Raw genomic sequence first — 17231 nt, 5'->3', positions numbered from 1 at the left:
GCCGCCAGCAACGCTTGCATCAGCTGGACGCAGGAGCGAACGACCGTTCTCGTCCTTCTCCATGAACAGAGCCAGTTCAACGTCGCTGCTGAACACGAGCACTGCGCCCTGAAGGTAGTTGCTGTGCAGGGTCGAGCGCAGCTTCAGAACCGCGTCCGACAGGTAGTTGCCGGTGGCAGGAACAACAGCCTGAACCGTTGCCAGCTGACCGAAAACGTCGGTGTACTTGTTGACGCCCGAAGTGAGCGCGGTCTGTGCCAGAAGGCCCATGCGGGTGGTGGTCAGGCCGGGAACGTCCTGAACGGTGTTGGTCGTGGTGCCGTTGAGGAAAAGGTCGCTTTCCTTCTCAGCGATGTTCAGGATCATGCTGTCCTGAAGCTCTGCTGCGAGGTTCAGGATCGACTCCTGATCGTCGGAAACCCACGAAGTGTGACGCTGCTGGTCAACGATTTCGTTGGTGCCCCAGCTGAGCTTACCGAACAGGTCGGTGGTGTTCAGCGTGTAAGCTGCCTTTTCCGCCTTGGTCTTTGCAGCACCGCCAACACGCATCTTGATGATGCGCTCTAGGTTTGCCTTGACCGACACGACGCGGGACAGGCTGCGGATTGGGCTGAGCTTTGCGAGGCCGCGAGTGATCTCACCGTCGAATACGGTAGGAACGGTGTTGCCACCCTCTTCACCGACGAGACGCGAGAACTCGGTTGCCTTCACGTCGCCGTCTTCGATGGCGTAACGGCCCTTCACGAACGCCAGCTTTGCGAGGCGGTCGTCGTCCTGTGCGGTAATGTCTGCGGTGTGGCTCTTGGTCTGCGACTTGCGGGCCATCTGGTCACGCAGGTCAGCGATTTCGCCGCGCAGAGTTTCAACCTCTGCCTTGTTCACTGCGTCGTCGGAGTTGGCCTTGGTTGCCAGTTCCTCAAACAGCTTGTTGATGTTCTCTTCGTTCACTTTTCACCTCTGAATTGGAGTTCAGAGGAGGGCTGAAGAGCGGGTCCTGCTGTCTGAGAGGCGGGTCCGTTAGGAGTGCCGGTTGAAAGCGTTGCTTCCAGTGTTCGTATTTATCGGCCGAGACGCTTCCTGATCTGGTAAGCGAGCCAAAGGTCATCGAACTTGGTGTCGATGCCGGCTTCAGCGTCTGCGATTTGTTTAGCCGCTACAGTTTCATCGACTGCGGTTAGGAGGGCTTCACCCTCTGCGATTGCCTCTGCGACTTCCTCGTCCGTCATCACCGACTTGGACATGAGCGTGGCAGCGAAGTCCGCTACGCGCTGTTGGTCCTCAAGGCTGAGATCGGGGAAGCTGGAAGCGATATCGCCCTTCACGGCGGTCAGCTTGGCAAGCTCGTTACAGGGGAACGTGACTGCGCTAATCTCGTGAAGCGCAATCTCCTTCAAGCGGAGCACCTTGCGGTCATTCACGCGATCGGATTGCTTTTGCAGGACGCGGTAGCCGATCGAGAAGCTATCTAGTGTTCCATCTAGGAACTGCGATCGGACGTTCTGTCCATCGTGGCTGTCTGAGAAGCGCGCTTTGAAGTACAGGCCCTCGTCGCTATCCCTGAGTTCCATAATGCGACCAATGGGCTTGTCGTGCCTGTGATGCGCTAGGAAGGGCATTCCCTTCGCGGAAGCGTTGAAGCGATCTAGGGTGCGCTTGTATGCGCCGCGCTCAACAATATCGCCGGCATGGTCGATGTTGCCATAAGCACTAGCCAAACCCTCGACCTCGTTGTCGTTGATAGGACCAGCCTTAAAGCTCTTAGTCAGGAAAGGTGCGTTCATCGAGGTTCTGTTCCTATCAGTTACAAACTCCGTCCTATTTAGCGGTTAGCCGCGTTGATCCGCGCGACCGCTAGTGTCGGCATTGTGTCCGACTTCTCGCGGGGCTTGATTGTCGGGCTGCTCTTGCGGTTCTTTGTCGCCACTCTGAGTGAGAGCTTCACCAGCACCAGCAACAGGGATTGGCTTGTCGCCCCAAGGAGCGGGAGCAAAGCCCATTGCCTCGCGATACTCATTGAAGGTGATCGCACCGCGACCAGCCATCTTGTCCACGAGGTCTAGCTTGTCGTCCTGGAGGTAGGGTAGCTTGGTTTCGTCAATCTCGATGGTCAGCTTGGGGTCGTTCAGGCTCTCGCGGAGGAAGCTCTGAAGATGGCCGAGCACATAATCGGCACGGGGCTTGAGCCAGCCGGTGTAGAAGGTGCGATCCGCTGTTCGCATGTTCATGCCAGTGGTCTCGCCCTCGAAACCAAGCATGACGGGCTGAACGGAGTAGGCCATCGCAATGCGGCGTTCCAACGCCTTCACGACGGACACCACGTCTAGCTCTTTGAAGTCCATCTGGTTCTCGATGAACTCGGAGCCGGCAACCAAGCCCTTAAGCTCGTCGTCCTCGCGGAGCATCCTGAGTGTGTCGCGGAGCTTGGCTTTGTCGTCGTCGGTTAGCTCGTTGTAGCCGTCCACTTCGGGAATGGTGATCCAGCCGCTCTTGCGACCGCCATTCGTGAAACGGGCATACATGAGCTTCGTCGCTGCGCGGTAAGCTGCGATATCAGCGAGGATCGCATCGCCAGCGCCGGAGCCTTCAATGGCACTCAGCGGGTTATAGAGGCTCATGTGGAGAAGATCGGCGTCGATCTGCTCATATGCTCCGCTGTCGCCGATACGGCGCTCTACCATGATGATCGAGGCGGGTTCGTCGGGATCGGTGTAGAAGATCATTTCCGGCTTGCTGGTGCCGTTCAGACGCTTGGACGGATCGTAGGAAATCGTGCCCTTAGCCGGCTCCTGAAACATGAAGTCGGGGCGCAGGGCTTCCATTACGGGACGCTCCGCAATCTCCTTGTTGAGCCAGAGCCAGCTATCGCCACCAATGCCCAAATCCATCTCCACATTGCGGAGCAGATTGCTCATCGTGCGGTCGCGGAAGTTGGGAGTGCCCAGCACCTTCTTGGCGCGCTTACTGCCCTCGACCTTCAACGTGATCGAAGCCAGCTTCTCCGACCTGATCTCTAGGCAGCGACGGCTAACCGGGCATTGGAAGTAAACAGCTTTGGTGCGACCAGCATAGTTCTCGTCATCGGTCCACTTGGAGCCGCCATTGACCGGGAACATACCCCCGATACCACGGCTTCGCAGCTGGGTTTCCTGTTGACCGTAATCACGCGATTTGAACCACAAAAAACCCACTTTGCCACCGTTATTTGGTTGTTCTGCGGGTATTTAGCGGTGCGTGGTGCGACCTCGGCTTGGCTTCGGTAACGGAATTTAAGGCTTCGTCGCTATCGGGGGCGCTGATACTCACGGAAGGGCGACGATCATGCTTACGCTAGTGGTCGCAATGACAATGCTCCAGGCGGCACCACAGCCGACCTGTCGAAACGCTGACCTGATTGCGGAGACCACCCGCGACACGTTGAGGCGGGTTCAGCCGATGATGGAAGAGCGGCGCGCTATTCTGAAGAGGTTGAGCGACTTACAAGCAGGCAATCCGATCGGAAGGGGGCTAGGCTCGCTGTTCGATCGGAACAAAGACCCCGCATATCTCCGGGAGCGGGCCAATCTGCTGGGTGAGCAGATCAGGACTGAACTGGCGAGCGGTCAGGTCGAGGTTGAGGCTCTAAAGCTCGGTTGCTGATCGTAAGCGGACCTTAGACCCGGCCCAAACTGATGACTTGGAAGCCGGTCTTCTTGCGTTCGCCGTGAACGTGCTTCACCGCTTGCGTAAAAGCATCGCCTCTGTCGGGAGAGACTTTCAAATCGGGTTCCCACTCGACTAGCTGCTTCTCTAGCTTGTCGTGATGGCCGTGGAACTTCACTTTACCTAGCTGGCAGTGCATGAACGCTTCTTCTGCACGGGCATACTTGGACTTGTCAGCCCAGATGGGAATGACACGAACGCCAGATACGCCTTTGCCCTTCAGCATTTCACGAAGCAGGGCAGGACCGGACTTCTGGTTGTTTTCCTCGAAGAGAATATAGTCGCCGGACTTTAGATGCAGCTTTGCTAGTCGAACGATCTCGCGGAATGCTGCATCAAGACCCATCTTATCCGAGAAGTCATCGAGAATGACGCAGTGGCGCGCTCCTGTGCGCTTCTCACCGCCGAAGATGATGCCCGTTTCGTCACCACCACCGGAAGGGTCGATGCTCAGGAACCGCTTGCTACAGGTCGCCGCGTACTCGTCGCGTGTCAGCGTTGTGGTGATCCGTAGCTTGTCGATGCCTTCCTTGTTCCAAAGCTGGCTCTCGCCGCTGGTCCACTCGCCCAGAATCTCTTCTCGTGCCTTCGTGGAGCCGATCAGGGCTTCTGCCTTCAATTCCTCAAGGTGCGTCTCGTCCTGATGGATATTCGCCATCGACGTTGCCGTGCTGACAACCGTGTTGGGACGATCCTCGATCGCTTTCACCCATTCCTGCGCCTTGATGGGGCTGGTGGTCAGGATGATCTTGGTGCCGCTGGGATGCTTCTGGCGAACTGCGCGGAAGAGGTTGTCGAACGTGCGCTCGCTATTCCACAGCGTAAGCTCGTCACCCCATCCGAAGTTCAGCGATGGACCACGAATGCCCTGCGGATTGTCAGCGGTGTAGATGGTCGCGGACGTGCCATTGGGCCAATCGACGCGGTTGTAATGAGGTCGGAAGACAGGGACGCAATCGAGCGGTGCAGTGGCAATCAAGCCGCTGGGTCCGTCGATCATAATATCACGGACGTGTTTGACCGTTGGACCGACGAGAATGCCGTAGCCGCCGGGGAAAACATCGCGGGCTAGGAGATTGGTGTTTGCTGATGCGCCGTAGGTCTTGCCAGCGCCACGACCCATGCGCTTCATCCAGATACGCCACTCGCCGCGCGGCATCCGTTGATGGTCTTCCAGCGCGAACGCTGGATCGGTCATCACGCCAATGATCTGCTCGCGGAAGTCAGGCTCGATATCCGCGATCCACTCCCAAAAGCCGTCCACTCCCAGTGAGGCGGTTTGCTCGCGGGCGAAGTCGATGAGATCTAGGTAGTCATCCAGATCATTCCGCATCTGCCACCTTGCCGGACTTTGCGGCGTGCTGGGCGATACGTTCCTGAAGGGCGCGGCCCTTGAGTAGCTGGTCGGTGCGCTTGGCGTCACGCTGATGTGCGCGGTGCGCTTCCTGAAGCGCCGCCTGCTGCGCCTCAAACACGCCCTTGTTGATCTTGTCCCAGATCGCGGCGCGCTGGTGGTCCTTCATGTCGCCGTAGAGGGCCAGGTACGCTTGCTGCTCGATGGGGGTCTGGACGAGCTGTCGGAACTCGTCTGCGGGCATTCCTTCGTGAGCCGCTTTGACAAGCGAGCACATGCGGGCAAGCGGATCGGGCTGCGGTTCGCTGGCGTTCCTGAGGCGGAAAGCATGAGCAGTCTGGCCGGCCATTGCCGCGCCAAGCTGTCGTTCAACTTCCGCCTTCGTATGGGCGATCGTGACGCCGGGATCACGGTGACGGGGAGGTACGAAGACGCTGCGCTCTTGCGCTGCGAAATGCTTGTCGACTTCGGCCTTGGTGGGTTCGGGTTGCGTCACCCGATATTTAGCTATTTCAGGATTGCGGCTGCCCGACGCATCGGGTGTCTAGCGTGTTATTCAGAAGCAGCAAGCTCCCGCTTTCCGAGAGCATCTTCAATCCAATCGCGCTTCCATTTGATGTATAGATTGAAAGCGTCTTCAACAGCGTCCGGGTCGTTCGAGTACAGCAATTGGATCGACAGGCCTCGCATCGTCGCGAGACCTATATCGGTCAGCCTGCGGACCTCTTCACGATTTCCAATTCCGGCGGCTCGCGCCAGTCGCCAGTTTGCCTGATGTTGGCTGCGCTGAATATCGAATGCAACGGGTGGAAATCGTCTGGCGAGTTCTGCGTCGCTCCGTGTCGCGATGAAGATCTCTAGGAGCGCCATGCCGCTTGGTTTCTTCAAAGCCTCCCAAGTAATGCGAGAAATCGCCATAAAGCGATCGCGCTTGTTGGTCACCTTCCTGAGTTCGTGATCATACCAGATGGCCTGATCCGCTACGATCGCCTGAGCAGTGGCGATGATTAGATCGATTTTCGTGGGAAAGTGGTGAACCAGAGCGCCCCGGCTGACCCCCGCACGGTTCTGTATCGCCATCGTCGTGGCCGCTGCGTAACCGAGATCGTGTAGCGTATCGATAGCGGCATCGATTAGACGCCGCCTCATCGCAGCGGTGCGCTCAGCGTGCGAACCGCGACGCGCTTTTCCCAGTTCAACAACATCGGTCATCGGCGTCGATGATACCCGCAAACCGATCTACATCAACAGGCTAGACTGACTGCCGATGCGGTCAATGCAGTTTGTCGCTACAGACCGTGTTGACTGTAGCCGGGAAAGTGATCATGACGTGCCGAAATGGCGGGTTAGCCGCCAGATTCTGGGGAGGTTCGCATGGCAAAGAGCGCCTTGTATCTCGGCGCGGCATCAGTTTCGCTGATGTGGAGTTCGACCGCTTTGGCTCAAGCAGCTGAGGCACCAACCGCGCCTGCGAGCCAAGCCATACAGGAGCCGGTTGCCGCCGAACCTGTCGACGAGGCAGCTGAGATCGTGGTGACGGCGCAGCGCCGCAGCGAGAGTGCTCAACGCGTTCCCATCTCCTTGACCGCGGTATCAAGTGAGCAGATCGAGCGAGCTTCGATCACCAACGTCCAAGACCTTCCGCGCATCGCGCCCGGCTTCACCGCTTACCGCGCGCCGCAAGCTGCGAACACGCGGCTGTCGATCCGCGGCATCGGGTCGTCTGGCAATACGGCGATTGAACCGAGTGTCGGCGCCTTCGTGGACGGGATCTATATCGCGCGGCCCGGTCCGTTGCTCGCAGCTATCAACGACGTCGCGAGCGTTGAAGTACTGCGCGGTCCCCAAGGTACTTTGTTCGGACGGAATGCGTCGGTCGGCGCGCTCTCGTTTCGCACGAACGAGCCCAGGAAGGACTTCGAAGGTCAACTCACGGCCGAGTACGGCAACTATGACCGAGCACGTTTGACGGGTGTCGTGAACCTGCCTGTGAGCGAGACGATCGCCACTCGCTTTTCCGCACTATACGATCGGTATGACGGATACGGGCGGAACCTGCTGGACGGCAGTCGTGTCGGCGAGAACGAGACGCTGTCTTTCCGAGGTGCTGTCCGCGCCGAAGTAACGCCTGATCTGACTTGGTTGGTTCGCGGCGACTATCAGCGGCAACGTGGTGATGGTCAGGCTATCGTAACTGTAGATGCCGCCACCGTCACTCCAACAGCCGCTGGCAATTTCGCTCGCCGGCTGAACGGTCTCGTCCCCCGTCTGGATGCGACCTACAGCTATGGTGTCCGTCAGAACACGGCTGGCAATCTCGAGGATGATCAGTGGGGGCTGTCGAGCGACCTAGCTTTACAGGCAGGCGATTTCACGGTTCGGCTACTGAGCGGCTATCGGGATTGGAAAAACCGTCAGGTTGAGCGTGATATTTCGTTGACCCCAGCTGACATTTTTGGCCGGGCGGCGCGCTATCGTAGCAAGACACATTCGCAAGAGCTCCAGTTGCTCTCGCCTTCCGACCTCCTGAACGATCATCTGAGCTTCGTTGGAGGTCTCTATTACTTCCGCGAAGACTACAACATCGGAAGCACGACGGACTTCGGCACCGGTTATTGTAACATCTATATCCGCAACGTCCGGCCAGCATCATTGGATGCTTGCAACGCGGGGCCGCAGCAAGGCGCAGCAGACTCCGAATTCAATCAGATCACCACCAGCTACGCTGCTTACGGTCAGGCTACCGTCAAGTTGACGGATCAGTGGGATGTGACCGGTGGGCTTCGTTACTCTCATGACGACAAGGACGGAGACATTTTTGCGGCGGTCTTCAATTCAGCCGCAGCCGGCATCGTCGCTCCTGATAACGCATCATTGCGGTTCAATGGAGGTAAGCTGACCTATCGTGCGAACACCACGTTCCGCCCGGTTGAAGACGTCATGCTGTTCGCTACGGTCTCAAGCGGCTACAAGTCGGGCGGCTTTGATAGCGGAACCGGAAACACCCTCGGCGCCGCTCGCGTTTTCCGCCCCGAGACAACCACCAACTATGAGTTGGGCTTCAAGACCCAGACATTCGATCGCAAGCTGACGATCAACGGAACGCTGTTCCGTATGGATATCGATGAGTTTCAGCTCCGTTCGTACAATGGCGTGTTCTTCAGCGTTCGTAATGCCGGGTCCATCCGGCAGCAGGGTATGGAGTTTGAGGTAAACGCCCGTCCGATCAAGGATCTTGCGATTGGGCTGTCGGCGACGCGACTCGCCTCGGAATACACGGACTTCCGCAATGCGCCTGGGCTTCCGGGGTTCGGTGGAACACAAAACCTCACTGGAGCGCGTTTGCCGTTCTCGCCCAAGTGGCAGGGGAACGCGTCCATCGACTATCGAGCGCCGACAATTGGGGGCTGGGAGGTGGGCTTCAACACCCGTCTTGCCTTCAATAGCGATATCGACGTGGGTGGCGGCGGCGATGCGAACCCGCAAGGGATTCAAGATGGTTATGCCCTGCTTGGTGCTCGCGTGACACTCTTCTCTCCTTCGGACCGCTTGGAGTTCGCGGTCGCCGGGGAGAACCTCACCGACAAGGGCTATTGTACGCTTAAGTACAGCCAGACGCTGGCGGCCGGCCTTGGTCTGAACAACGCGGCAACGGGCGGAACCGTCCAACGCTGCGTCCTTGGTGAACCACGTACCGTTCGCTTCTCTGCCAAGTTCCGCTTCTAATGGAGGATGACATGCTGAACCGTCGCTCACTCTTGGTGAAAGGCTCGCTGGGAGCTGTCGGTCTGCCGCTTCTGGGATCGCCCGTTTGGGCGGCAGCTGGCGATCTGTCACCCCTAGCCGCCGCAAGCCGAGACGCTTGGTTGTATGGTCTCGTGCTGATTGAAATGGCCGGCAGTCGCGCTGAGACGCTCGGGTCTGTCGCACCTAACCGCATCTTCCACGCCCGGGCGCTCACGACACCCGAAACCCAGCGGGTTACGACGCCTAATAACGACACCCTCTACTCCCGAAGCTGGATCAACCTCAACGCGGGACCTGTTCGGGTCACCCTTCCTCGCACGGGTAAGCGATATTTGTCCGTCGCGTTCATGGACATGTACTCGAACAACTTCGCACTCCTTGGCACCCGAACGACTGGTGGTGATGGCGGGACGTTCACGCTGGTAGGTCCGAATGCTGCGACAACAGACCCGCTGGCAATCCGCGCGCCCACTCCGTGGGTTTGGATGTTGTCGCGACTCCTCGTCGATGGAGACGCCGACCTCGCAGCGGCAAACGCGATCCACGGGCAGCTAAAGCTCGATGCTCCGGCGGCGCCCGCACCAGCGAAGTTCGCCACTCGCGCGGCTCCTTGGAACGAGTACTTCGACAGCGTTCAGCGTCTGATTGTCGAGAACCCGCCGCCCGTCACCGACGATCTCCTGTTCGAGAGGATCGCTCCCCTCGGACTTGGCCCTAAAGGCGGCTTCAACCCCAACCGCTTCTCCGCCGACCAAAGGCGCGAGATCGAAGCTGGCATCGCGGCAGCGCGCACCTCGCTTAAGAGCACCCGGCGCCAAGGTCAGGTGATCGACGGGTGGGTGTTCCCCAAGCTCACTCTGGGAGACTTCGGGCAGGACTACTTCTATCGAGCGCAGGTATCACTTGGCGGCTTGGCTGCACTGCCGCGTGCTGAGGCAATGTATATGCGCCCGCTCAGTGAGCGCGGCACCGTGACCTTTGATTCCAGTGAGAATTGGAAGTTGACCCTTCCAGCTGACCGTCTGCCGCCCGTGGACGCTTTCTGGTCGATGACGATGTATAGGGCCACCAACGATGGCCAGTACTTCTTCTTCGACAATCCGATAAACCGCTATGCGATAGGTAACCGGACTGCGGGGCTGCGGAAGGATGCCGATGGCGGACTCACGATTTGGATGTCTCGCAATGACCCCGGCGCTGAACGTCGAGCAAACTGGCTGCCGTTGCCCAGCGAAGGTCCATTCGCCCCGGTGTTCAGGGCTTATATGCCCAAACCCGAATTCGTGGACGGCGACTATCATCTGCCGGCCATGACGCGGGCCTGACATCGGGTTCTACCCGGTCGAATTCTGGCGCTCGTGTGTGATAGGGGGTAACGAGCGCCGGTTCATCCAAAGTCTGAACTTATGTAGGGTGCCCCCTATGTTCGGGCGTCAACCTATCTTTGAGGTTGCTTTCTGAATGCAGACAGGTTGGGTTCAGGTGTCGTCACTTTGAACAGCGGTATGCTTATGGTGTATTATCCATACCTTGGTGCTGACAACCATACCTGAGCATCCTGTCAAGTGTCGCAGGGAGTGGATGCGACCAACAGCTCGTCGCATTTTCTTCCACTCAACCACAAGGGTAGGGCGACGGACTGATCACCAGAGTGGAAAAAGAGTTCAACCAGAGTGACTTTTCTGGTTGCTTGTAGAAATGTCATCCACGCAACCAGCGTGTTCTCATGTGGGCACTTAGCCTAGACCCAACGGCCCTTGCTGCACCTCAACAGTGGCGTACCGTATCAGGCCATCGAGTATGCCATAAGCGGACAGCCAAACCATCCACGGCTTGCGGCTTATGACTTGAAGCCTCTTGCTGCCCACAAGTCCTTCTTGACCTGTCGCAGTTCCGCCTTTGCCTTGTTTCGCTCAGCACGGACGTTCGCGTTCTCGATGGTCTTACGTTGCATGGCTTTCCGCATCATGCGTGCAACTTCCTCATAACGGGCCATCCGCTTCTCTAGCTCCGTTACTGTATTGACTAGCTCGATCACTGCATCTGCCATTCGATCCAGCTTACGGGGTATCACGTCCGATATACGGGCATTTGCAATCGCTTGGTTTACTGCCACTTCCCGCATTAGCTTCTGAACCAGATAGTCCGATAGGTTTAGCTTCCTACCGATTGCTCGCTGACTATCTCCCTCTGCTGCCATCTGGGCTGCAATGGTCATTTGTTCCTCTGTGAATACCGCTTTCTTGCTCATGTAGGTATTTAAGCGGATTGTTGGAGGTTGTTCTTTGCGATTTGTTGCGGGCCAACTCATAGGGTGACTGCCCTGCTCATCGGCTACATAGCTAGTCCTCGGGAGGTCAAGCTATGTTCTCGAATATCAAGCCCTATACTGTCTTGGAGACTTTCGTCTATGTCTGTGCGGCTCTCGTCGTGCTGTTCTTGACGCATTCTTACTGAGGTACAAAAGCCGGGAGGTTAGTCCCGGCCTTCGTGTCTTTCGCTTGCTTAGCCGGCTCATTCCCTCAGAGGGTCTTGGTCGCGCCGGGTTCACTATCTTTGGGCCGAATTACCACTACCACTCGGGCGGCCCTCAGTAGCAGCAAGCGCCTGACCGATCCCGCGACAAACGGACGATGAAAGGAGATAGCGACCTGCCCTGATCCTTTATTTAAGGCTGGGCAATAATCCGAAACGGGAGCGATAACCACGCTTTAACGGGTGCCTTCCTAGCTGCTCACTCCGAGTGGGGGAATGGGCATGGCTAAGACGAACGACGAGATTATGGACGAGGTTACGGCGCGATTGGCCGCGACGTGCGACCTCGATCCCACTGTCAGCTTATTGGATGGTACGGGCGAGTTTCAGGATACCGTTCTGGAATCAACGTACCTCATTGAAGCCTATCAGGCCGGCAAAGACCTGACCCTTGCGAAGCTCGCTTATGTCGCGGACGACATGAAGTCTCTGCCCCTTAAGGAGCGCGTAGAGCGGGCCAGCCGAGCAATCATCTTTTCCGACAACTGGCAGCAGGAGCGTGCCGCGTGAGCGACTGGCCGTATAAGATCGAAGACTATCCGCCCAAGTACATCAAGCATCTGCGCGAGCTTCATGGCGACGACGATGCCTTCCTGTTGCGGTTGCTTGAGGATTTCGAGCTGGCGCCCGACGAAGCACCGCACGACATGCTAACCGGTGGAACCGGCGCAATGGTGACGTTCGAAAAAGGACAGGCGCCTTGCGTAAACTACACTTTCCACTTGGGCGATGGCTACAAGGACATTGCCGTAAGAGCGGACGGGACAATCTATTTCGAGTCCCATACCGGCGAAGATGAAGACCAGATCATCGAGCGCATCGAGCATTGTCAGCGTATGTTCAAGGGCACTTTCTGGCTTCAGTCATGGCCTGAAAACCACATAAGCCCGGATATTCAGTGTTGGTTCTTGGTCTGCTCCGACAAAGCTGACGCTGCTTCGTATAAGCTCGTATTTGGTGGCGCGCAGTGACCGACTACAATCCCAACGATCCGCTCCTTGCGGACTATCAGCGCCGGTTCTTTGAAGCGTATGACCGGATAGTCGACGCTATCGAGAAGAAGCAGAAGGCGCGCCTCGAAGACTTCAAGCTGATGAAGGAGTTGCACTTCATCATGACGGAGTACCGTCGCGATCCTTTCAAGCCGATATTGCTAACAAAGCTGTCCTACGATCCTGCTCGTTACACCGAACTTGAGCATGTCTTGGCCTACGTCAGAGACCAACAAAAGACGCTTGATTGGTGGCGTAATTGGAAGCCCGGCGCTCTGTTCGTATGAGGTCCAGCGATCAGCGTTACCGGCATGTTCAGCGGAAGAAGCGAGAGACCCAGCAGTGGGAACTAGCTAGTCGCGATCTCGCCTTTGCTCTCCGTGATGTGCGGAGGAATGAAGGCGACTTCTCCGCCGTCGAAGCTGCAATCAAGGCTGGTGCAGCGGAGTTCAATCACGTCCTGCTAGCGAGTGGTCGGACTGCAACCGACTTCCGGCGCAACTTCCGCGTGGGTTCACCGAACTGGCACATCGTCAATGCCAATGCGATCTGCCCCATTGGACTTCTGCAACGCGAACGGCTCGACGGGTTCGTGCTCATGCGATTGTCGAGGGAGCAGGCAAAGAACGTCAAGCTCCGTTGGGCCAAGCTCAGGGATCAGGATAGGCTCCTACATGATCCTCAAGGCGCTCATTGGAGCGAGATTGTCGGCTGTCACGTCGATGGGGAGCGGGACGAGCATTTGGCCGTCCTGACGGGCTTACGGGAAGCTGGCGTGAACGTCTTGGCCGTCCAGCTGGCAAAGGGTGAGGCGGAGCGGGAGTTTCACGAGTACAAGACCACGAACCGGCCTTGGGTACGTCCCTTCGTCTCCCGGTACGAAGACGAGGCGGAAGACGAGGCGTCATGCTGCTTCTCGATGGCTCTGGCTGGATACGAGCTGCAATGGCGCAAAAACGGAGGGCCATCGCAAGCTAAGGTGCGCGCCGCGATCGAGCACAATCTCGTGGTCGCCGAGGCATTCGCGGCGGGACAGGGCTTTGAGCAAGCCTACTATGCACCGGACACGAGCAATCGCCGTTGCAGTGATGCCAAGCTGAAGGAGCGCATCGACGCCATACTGTCGATCTATGGCGAGCGTTGGCGCGACATCATCGAAGCGCAACGTGAGAACTACCAATAGGAAGCTCAACAAGCGTCACTTTGAGTGAGGGCAACACGGACTGCTGATCCGCGCTCTTGCTATCACAGTGAGCGTCTGTGGCGCTCCGTGACTGCATTTGGTGTTAGGAAGCCCTAGCAGATTGGGGGAACCTGCTAGGGCTTCACCGTTGCGACCCGGCCCACACGATATGTTGCCGTAGAAATCAGAGGGCAAATGGATTTGTTAAATTCGTAGGAAAGCCCCGCTGTTATCAGCAGAGCTTTCACCCTTCACGCAGTCAATAGAACGTGAGCTTGAGATAGGTTGCGGCGATTGCTAACGGTACAATCAACATCGCGTAGTCGCCGCGTTGCTCATATGAGTAGTCCCACCTGTTCTGCCTCAGCAATGCTCCAACATCGGAACGCTCTAATGCCTCTCTGAAAAACAGGTAGCTTTCGTAGAATTCCATTGCCTCTACAACGCCAGCCAGCGCATAGCTATCGTTTCGTGAGTATCCGATGCTCTCCACGTGCTCGAGGTCCTCAAGCTCAAATCCATAGGTGCTTAAAAAGCAAGACCATGTCCTATGGTCGTCCTCTATGTCATCCAGCTTCTGTAAGGCGACGGGATCGTTGATGTTTGTGACGAAGCGGAAAGCTGTGTCTTTGAATTTGTTGTGCTTGAACTGTCTTAGCAGGATGGGGATAGGGCCATTCTCCGCAACCCACTTATCCATGTTCTCGCGGATGCTTGCGAGCTTTCTTTCCACATGGGCAGCATAGAAGGGCCAGTCCAAGCGGTGTGACGCGTTGTTGGGCCGGAATGGATTGAGGTTGTTATATGGCAGGGTCATGCCGTCGAGTTAGCTGGCGCTCCTTGGCGATCGGTTAAGCGGCGATCGTCGCTCGCTAAATTCCTATATGAAGCCAGAAGTGAAGGCGTTGCTCGCCCTGCTGTCCGACGTGCGGCCCTCCAAACGTCGCATTATCCGCTTGAACGTGAGGGGCATGGAAGGTGCGCCAGTGGTCGCTGAGAAGCCCGAGGAGCCCTCAGTCCCGGAATGATCGCGCGAGGCTCATGAGCTTGTTCTGCGTGGGTGTCTTCGGCTCCGGCTGCGCTGGTTTCTCAACCGGCTTGAAGCGGCCCGTGTTACAGTGCTCACACGCGGTCACGAGATTGTCAGGCACGTTGTTGGAGCGATCCCAATCGAGGTGATCGACGTTGACCTCAGCCCAAGCTAGTTTGCGGTCGCACCAGTGGCACGTTTGTTCACCGGCTCCATACTTCTCATATGCGACGTGCCTGTGCTCATAGACGTAGCCCGCCTTTGTCGCGAGGGGATGGCCGGGAACGCGGAGCAGCCAATAGCCCGTCACCTTGTTATGGTAGCGCGACTTCTTCGCGGGCTTGTCGGCGTGGTACTGCACCGGCAGACCAGCCTCAATGGTGATGCGCTTGTGCTTCGCGCAGTGCGCTTGATAGCCGCCTATGTTCCAGTTGGTGCAGTCATCCCATTCACACTCGCGGCGGGGTCTTACTCCCTTCCGTCGGTCGCGGTTCTCGTCCTCATTGTCCGTCATGCAGATAGTTATCTGCAGACGAGTGCTGGTATTCCGGTCAGTAGCCCGAGCTACGTTTTGTCTATTCTTCGGTTGTCCTGCTTGCGGTCTGGCAACAACAAGCTGGGGAAGGAGACACGCCGATGCGCGCACCGATCAAGAAAGACGCAGAGTTTGAAGCTGTCCTAGCTCACACTGCCAGCATGGAACGCCCCGCAATGTACCGGCTCATGATGCTTCTCAGCATTCGCTTGGGACTTCGCCCTATGGAGCTTTCGGGGCTTGATACAGCATGGTTTCGCGGTGACGAGCTTCGCATCCCGCTTGGTCACTCCAAGCGCAAGAGCGGGCGCAGCTTGCCGGTCAGTCAGGAAATCATAGACGCGCTTGAGGCGCATATGGGCGACGAGACGGGCCGCGTTTTCCGCAACGCGCGCGGGGAAGCCTTCGACGCAGCAGGGATCAGCATGGCGATGCGTCGGCTCTACAAGCGCGCTGGTATTGAGGGTTCCTGCTACTCAGGTCGTCGGACGCTTGCTACTTCGATGGTTGACCGGGACATCAACATCGCAGTGGTCAGTAAGGTGCTCGGTCATAGCAGCATTGCAACCACTCAGGCTTACATTGGTGTATCCGACAACATGATGCGGCGAGCACTTTTCGCCTAATCTCCGGTTGTCCTAAAGCCAAACTGGTGTTCAATACCCTCATTAGCAGCAACGCTGCACCGTTGGAGATAGAAGATGGATTGGAAGAAGATGGTGAAGCCGGCGCATCAGGTCGAAGGCTTCTCGAAGGCAAACGTCGCTAAGGCACGCACGCCGAGCGCGGTGGTGGCGCAGACGATCGACAAGCAGATCGAGTTGTTCGGCAAGCCCCGCATGGAAGGCCGTCGCATGTTCCGCATAGAGGGCGAGAACGTCGCATTCACTGTCCGCTACGCCAACAGCCCGCTGAAGCTGCTGGGCGAGGACAAGGAAGTCGCTGTCCCCAAGGACAAGTTCGGTGAAGTGCTGAACGCCATCAAGGCCGATGTGGAGAAGGGCGCTTTCAACGAGCAGCTTGCCACGATGGAGCAGCAAGTGAAGGCTCGCTCGGCGAAGATGGGTGAGACGCGCCGGAACAAGAAGGCCGAAGCCTAACACCTCACTCCGAGTGATCTCTCAAAGCCCCGGCGCAAACCGGGGCTTTTTGCATCAGAAGCCGAAATGGCCCTTCAGCAACGGCTCTACGGCTTGCCATGCACCCGCTGCACTACTGATCGCGCCGGCGCCCTCCTTGACTGCCCCAAACAGCGCCTTGACCGTGCCCTGTTTGCGCTCTTCGGGTTTAGCCCTCGCAAGGGCCGTGAGGGTGGCGATCTGCTCTAAGAGCTCATTCTTTGTTGGTTCGTCCGCATCCTGTGCGTTGAGAACGGCGTCGGTTAGCTTTGATAGAGGCTCGACAATATCTGGCGAGCCGTTCTGTGTCAGAGCCTGTAGGTTCACCTGAATATCACGGACATTGCCGAAATTGATCGAGCCTACAGTTCCGCCTGAAACGGAAACCGTCTGATTGTTATAGTTGATCGGTGGCACAGGCGGCCTCGGAATAGCGATTTGGTTGGATAGATGCGGCATGCCGACAGTGCTGACTAATTCGCGATCAAGGTAATTGAGCATCGACGCATTCTGAGCGAACTGCATCCAGTTACTCATGTCCACCTTGTATTTGCAGTCTATGCAGACCGGATAAGCGCCCAGATAGACGTAAGCCGGTCTCCCGCAGTTGCCGCAACGAGGCCACGGCTTCTTTTCAGGCTCCGCTTTGGGTTCGGATTCGGCATCGCTCATGCTGGCATTATTGCGTGGAGCGTCTGACATGGAAAGAGCCGAGCCGCTTGCGCGACCCGGCTCCCAATCCGTTAAGCTGTGATGCGTCCCGCTACGCGTGCCTCTGCGGCGTACTGGCTAAGCGTCTTTGTGGCCCGGAAGTGTATGTCGCGCTCGACGCGCAAGCCTCCTGGCCCGACTACCTCCCAAATCTCGTCCAGCGAGATATAGCCGAGTTCGGGATAGCCTATGTCCGCTAGGCCGAACGCCAGCCCCTCGTCGTCAAGTTCTGTCAGCAACCATGTGCCGCCGGTCCACGGCAAAAAGATCTTACAGACAGGCTCGAAATCACGCTCGCGTCGGGTGCCCTTGAGCGGTGCTTGCTCT

General features: G+C 57.6%; 20 protein-coding genes. 9 read left to right on the top strand and 11 right to left on the bottom strand.

From position 1 onward, the window contains the following. The 3 genes from XM50_RS01425 to XM50_RS01415 form a co-directional block, all read right to left on the bottom strand. Positions 1–948: phage major capsid protein (locus XM50_RS01425; protein ID WP_046406770.1), on the bottom strand; the 948-nt coding region annotated here is incomplete at its 3' end. A 110-nt stretch (positions 949–1058) separates the two neighbouring features. Next, positions 1059–1781 carry an HK97 family phage prohead protease gene (locus tag XM50_RS01420; RefSeq protein WP_052742355.1) on the bottom strand — a complete coding sequence of 241 codons (723 nt, stop codon included), beginning with the start codon at positions 1779–1781 and terminating at the stop codon, positions 1059–1061. Positions 1782–1826: 45 nt separating this feature from the next. Then, positions 1827–3188, bottom strand: coding sequence for a phage portal protein (locus XM50_RS01415; RefSeq protein WP_156167082.1), 1362 nt, complete (start codon positions 3186–3188; stop codon positions 1827–1829). 130 nt (positions 3189–3318) lie between these two features. Between XM50_RS01415 and XM50_RS01410 the strand changes: the two genes are divergently transcribed. After that, a complete protein-coding gene (locus XM50_RS01410) occupies positions 3319–3636 on the top strand; it encodes a hypothetical protein (protein ID WP_046406766.1) in 318 nt (105 codons plus the stop codon). 13 nt (positions 3637–3649) lie between these two features. On the opposite strand, the gene XM50_RS01405 is transcribed toward XM50_RS01410, so the two are convergent. From XM50_RS01405 to XM50_RS19045, 3 genes are read right to left on the bottom strand one after another with little or no spacing between them, the layout of a single operon-like run. Then, positions 3650–5032, bottom strand: a complete 1383-nt coding sequence (locus tag XM50_RS01405; RefSeq protein ID WP_046406764.1) for a terminase large subunit domain-containing protein — start codon at positions 5030–5032, stop codon at positions 3650–3652. Further along, a complete protein-coding gene (locus XM50_RS01400) occupies positions 5022–5549 on the bottom strand; it encodes a hypothetical protein (protein ID WP_046406763.1) in 528 nt (175 codons plus the stop codon). Before XM50_RS01400 ends, XM50_RS01405 begins: the two co-directional genes overlap by 11 nt. A gap of 56 nt (positions 5550–5605) precedes the next feature. Then, complete coding sequence (locus XM50_RS19045) at positions 5606–6265, bottom strand: TetR/AcrR family transcriptional regulator (protein WP_052742353.1); 660 nt, start codon at positions 6263–6265, stop codon at positions 5606–5608. A 162-nt stretch (positions 6266–6427) separates the two neighbouring features. Here XM50_RS19045 and XM50_RS01390 point away from each other — a divergent pair, with 162 nt between their 5' ends. Both XM50_RS01390 and XM50_RS01385 read left to right on the top strand, forming a co-directional pair. Beyond that, on the top strand, positions 6428–8779 hold the full coding sequence (locus tag XM50_RS01390) for a TonB-dependent receptor (RefSeq protein WP_082102623.1): 2352 nt from the start codon (positions 6428–6430) through the stop codon (positions 8777–8779). An 11-nt stretch (positions 8780–8790) separates the two neighbouring features. Continuing rightward, a complete protein-coding gene (locus XM50_RS01385; protein WP_082102625.1) occupies positions 8791–10125 on the top strand; it encodes a DUF1254 domain-containing protein in 1335 nt (444 codons plus the stop codon). A 515-nt stretch (positions 10126–10640) separates the two neighbouring features. On the opposite strand, the gene XM50_RS01380 is transcribed toward XM50_RS01385, so the two are convergent. Then, on the bottom strand, positions 10641–11111 hold the full coding sequence (locus tag XM50_RS01380) for a hypothetical protein (protein WP_156167080.1): 471 nt from the start codon (positions 11109–11111) through the stop codon (positions 10641–10643). Positions 11112–11557: 446 nt separating this feature from the next. Here XM50_RS01380 and XM50_RS01375 point away from each other — a divergent pair, with 446 nt between their 5' ends. Genes XM50_RS01375 through XM50_RS01360 form a run of 4 tightly spaced genes read left to right on the top strand, consistent with a single transcriptional unit; the run spans position 11558 to position 13510 of the window. Further along, positions 11558–11845: a hypothetical protein gene (locus XM50_RS01375; protein WP_156167078.1), complete on the top strand. Its 288-nt coding sequence runs from the start codon at positions 11558–11560 to the stop codon at positions 11843–11845. Then, positions 11842–12306, top strand: coding sequence for a hypothetical protein (locus XM50_RS01370; protein WP_046406756.1), 465 nt, complete (start codon positions 11842–11844; stop codon positions 12304–12306). Before XM50_RS01375 ends, XM50_RS01370 begins: the two co-directional genes overlap by 4 nt. Further along, positions 12303–12614 carry a hypothetical protein gene (locus tag XM50_RS01365; RefSeq protein ID WP_046406755.1) on the top strand — a complete coding sequence of 104 codons (312 nt, stop codon included), beginning with the start codon at positions 12303–12305 and terminating at the stop codon, positions 12612–12614. Before XM50_RS01370 ends, XM50_RS01365 begins: the two co-directional genes overlap by 4 nt. Continuing rightward, positions 12611–13510, top strand: coding sequence for a hypothetical protein (locus tag XM50_RS01360; RefSeq protein WP_046406753.1), 900 nt, complete (start codon positions 12611–12613; stop codon positions 13508–13510). The genes XM50_RS01365 and XM50_RS01360 overlap by 4 nt, the downstream gene beginning before the upstream one ends. Before the next feature lie 259 nt (positions 13511–13769). Here XM50_RS01360 and XM50_RS01355 read toward each other — a convergent pair whose 3' ends face one another. After that, the gene (locus tag XM50_RS01355; RefSeq protein WP_156167076.1) at positions 13770–14270 is read right to left on the bottom strand and encodes a hypothetical protein; all 501 of its coding nucleotides are present in this window, start codon (positions 14268–14270) and stop codon (positions 13770–13772) included. A 253-nt stretch (positions 14271–14523) separates the two neighbouring features. Further along, entirely contained in the window at positions 14524–15054 is a 531-nt protein-coding gene (locus tag XM50_RS19040; RefSeq protein ID WP_052742351.1) for an HNH endonuclease, read from the bottom strand. Positions 15055–15176: 122 nt separating this feature from the next. Here XM50_RS19040 and XM50_RS19035 point away from each other — a divergent pair, with 122 nt between their 5' ends. After that, complete coding sequence (locus XM50_RS19035; RefSeq protein ID WP_082102622.1) at positions 15177–15701, top strand: tyrosine-type recombinase/integrase; 525 nt, start codon at positions 15177–15179, stop codon at positions 15699–15701. A gap of 75 nt (positions 15702–15776) precedes the next feature. Beyond that, positions 15777–16175 carry a hypothetical protein gene (locus tag XM50_RS19030; RefSeq protein WP_052742348.1) on the top strand — a complete coding sequence of 133 codons (399 nt, stop codon included), beginning with the start codon at positions 15777–15779 and terminating at the stop codon, positions 16173–16175. Positions 16176–16229: 54 nt separating this feature from the next. On the opposite strand, the gene XM50_RS01335 is transcribed toward XM50_RS19030, so the two are convergent. Together XM50_RS01335 and XM50_RS01330 are read right to left on the bottom strand one after the other, a co-directional pair. Further along, positions 16230–16865 (bottom strand): hypothetical protein, encoded by a 636-nt coding sequence (locus XM50_RS01335; RefSeq protein ID WP_156167074.1) that lies wholly within the window; start codon positions 16863–16865, stop codon positions 16230–16232. A gap of 71 nt (positions 16866–16936) precedes the next feature. Beyond that, positions 16937–17231, bottom strand: a 295-nt coding sequence (locus XM50_RS01330; RefSeq protein WP_046406749.1) for a DUF2958 domain-containing protein, incomplete at its 5' end; no start/stop codon positions are given.

The organism is Sphingomonas sp. Ag1 (assembly GCF_000980895.1).
Classification (GTDB): domain Bacteria; phylum Pseudomonadota; class Alphaproteobacteria; order Sphingomonadales; family Sphingomonadaceae; genus Sphingomonas; species Sphingomonas panaciterrae.
Note: the sequence above shows the minus strand (reverse complement) of the source record. Positions and strands in the feature narration are given on the sequence as shown.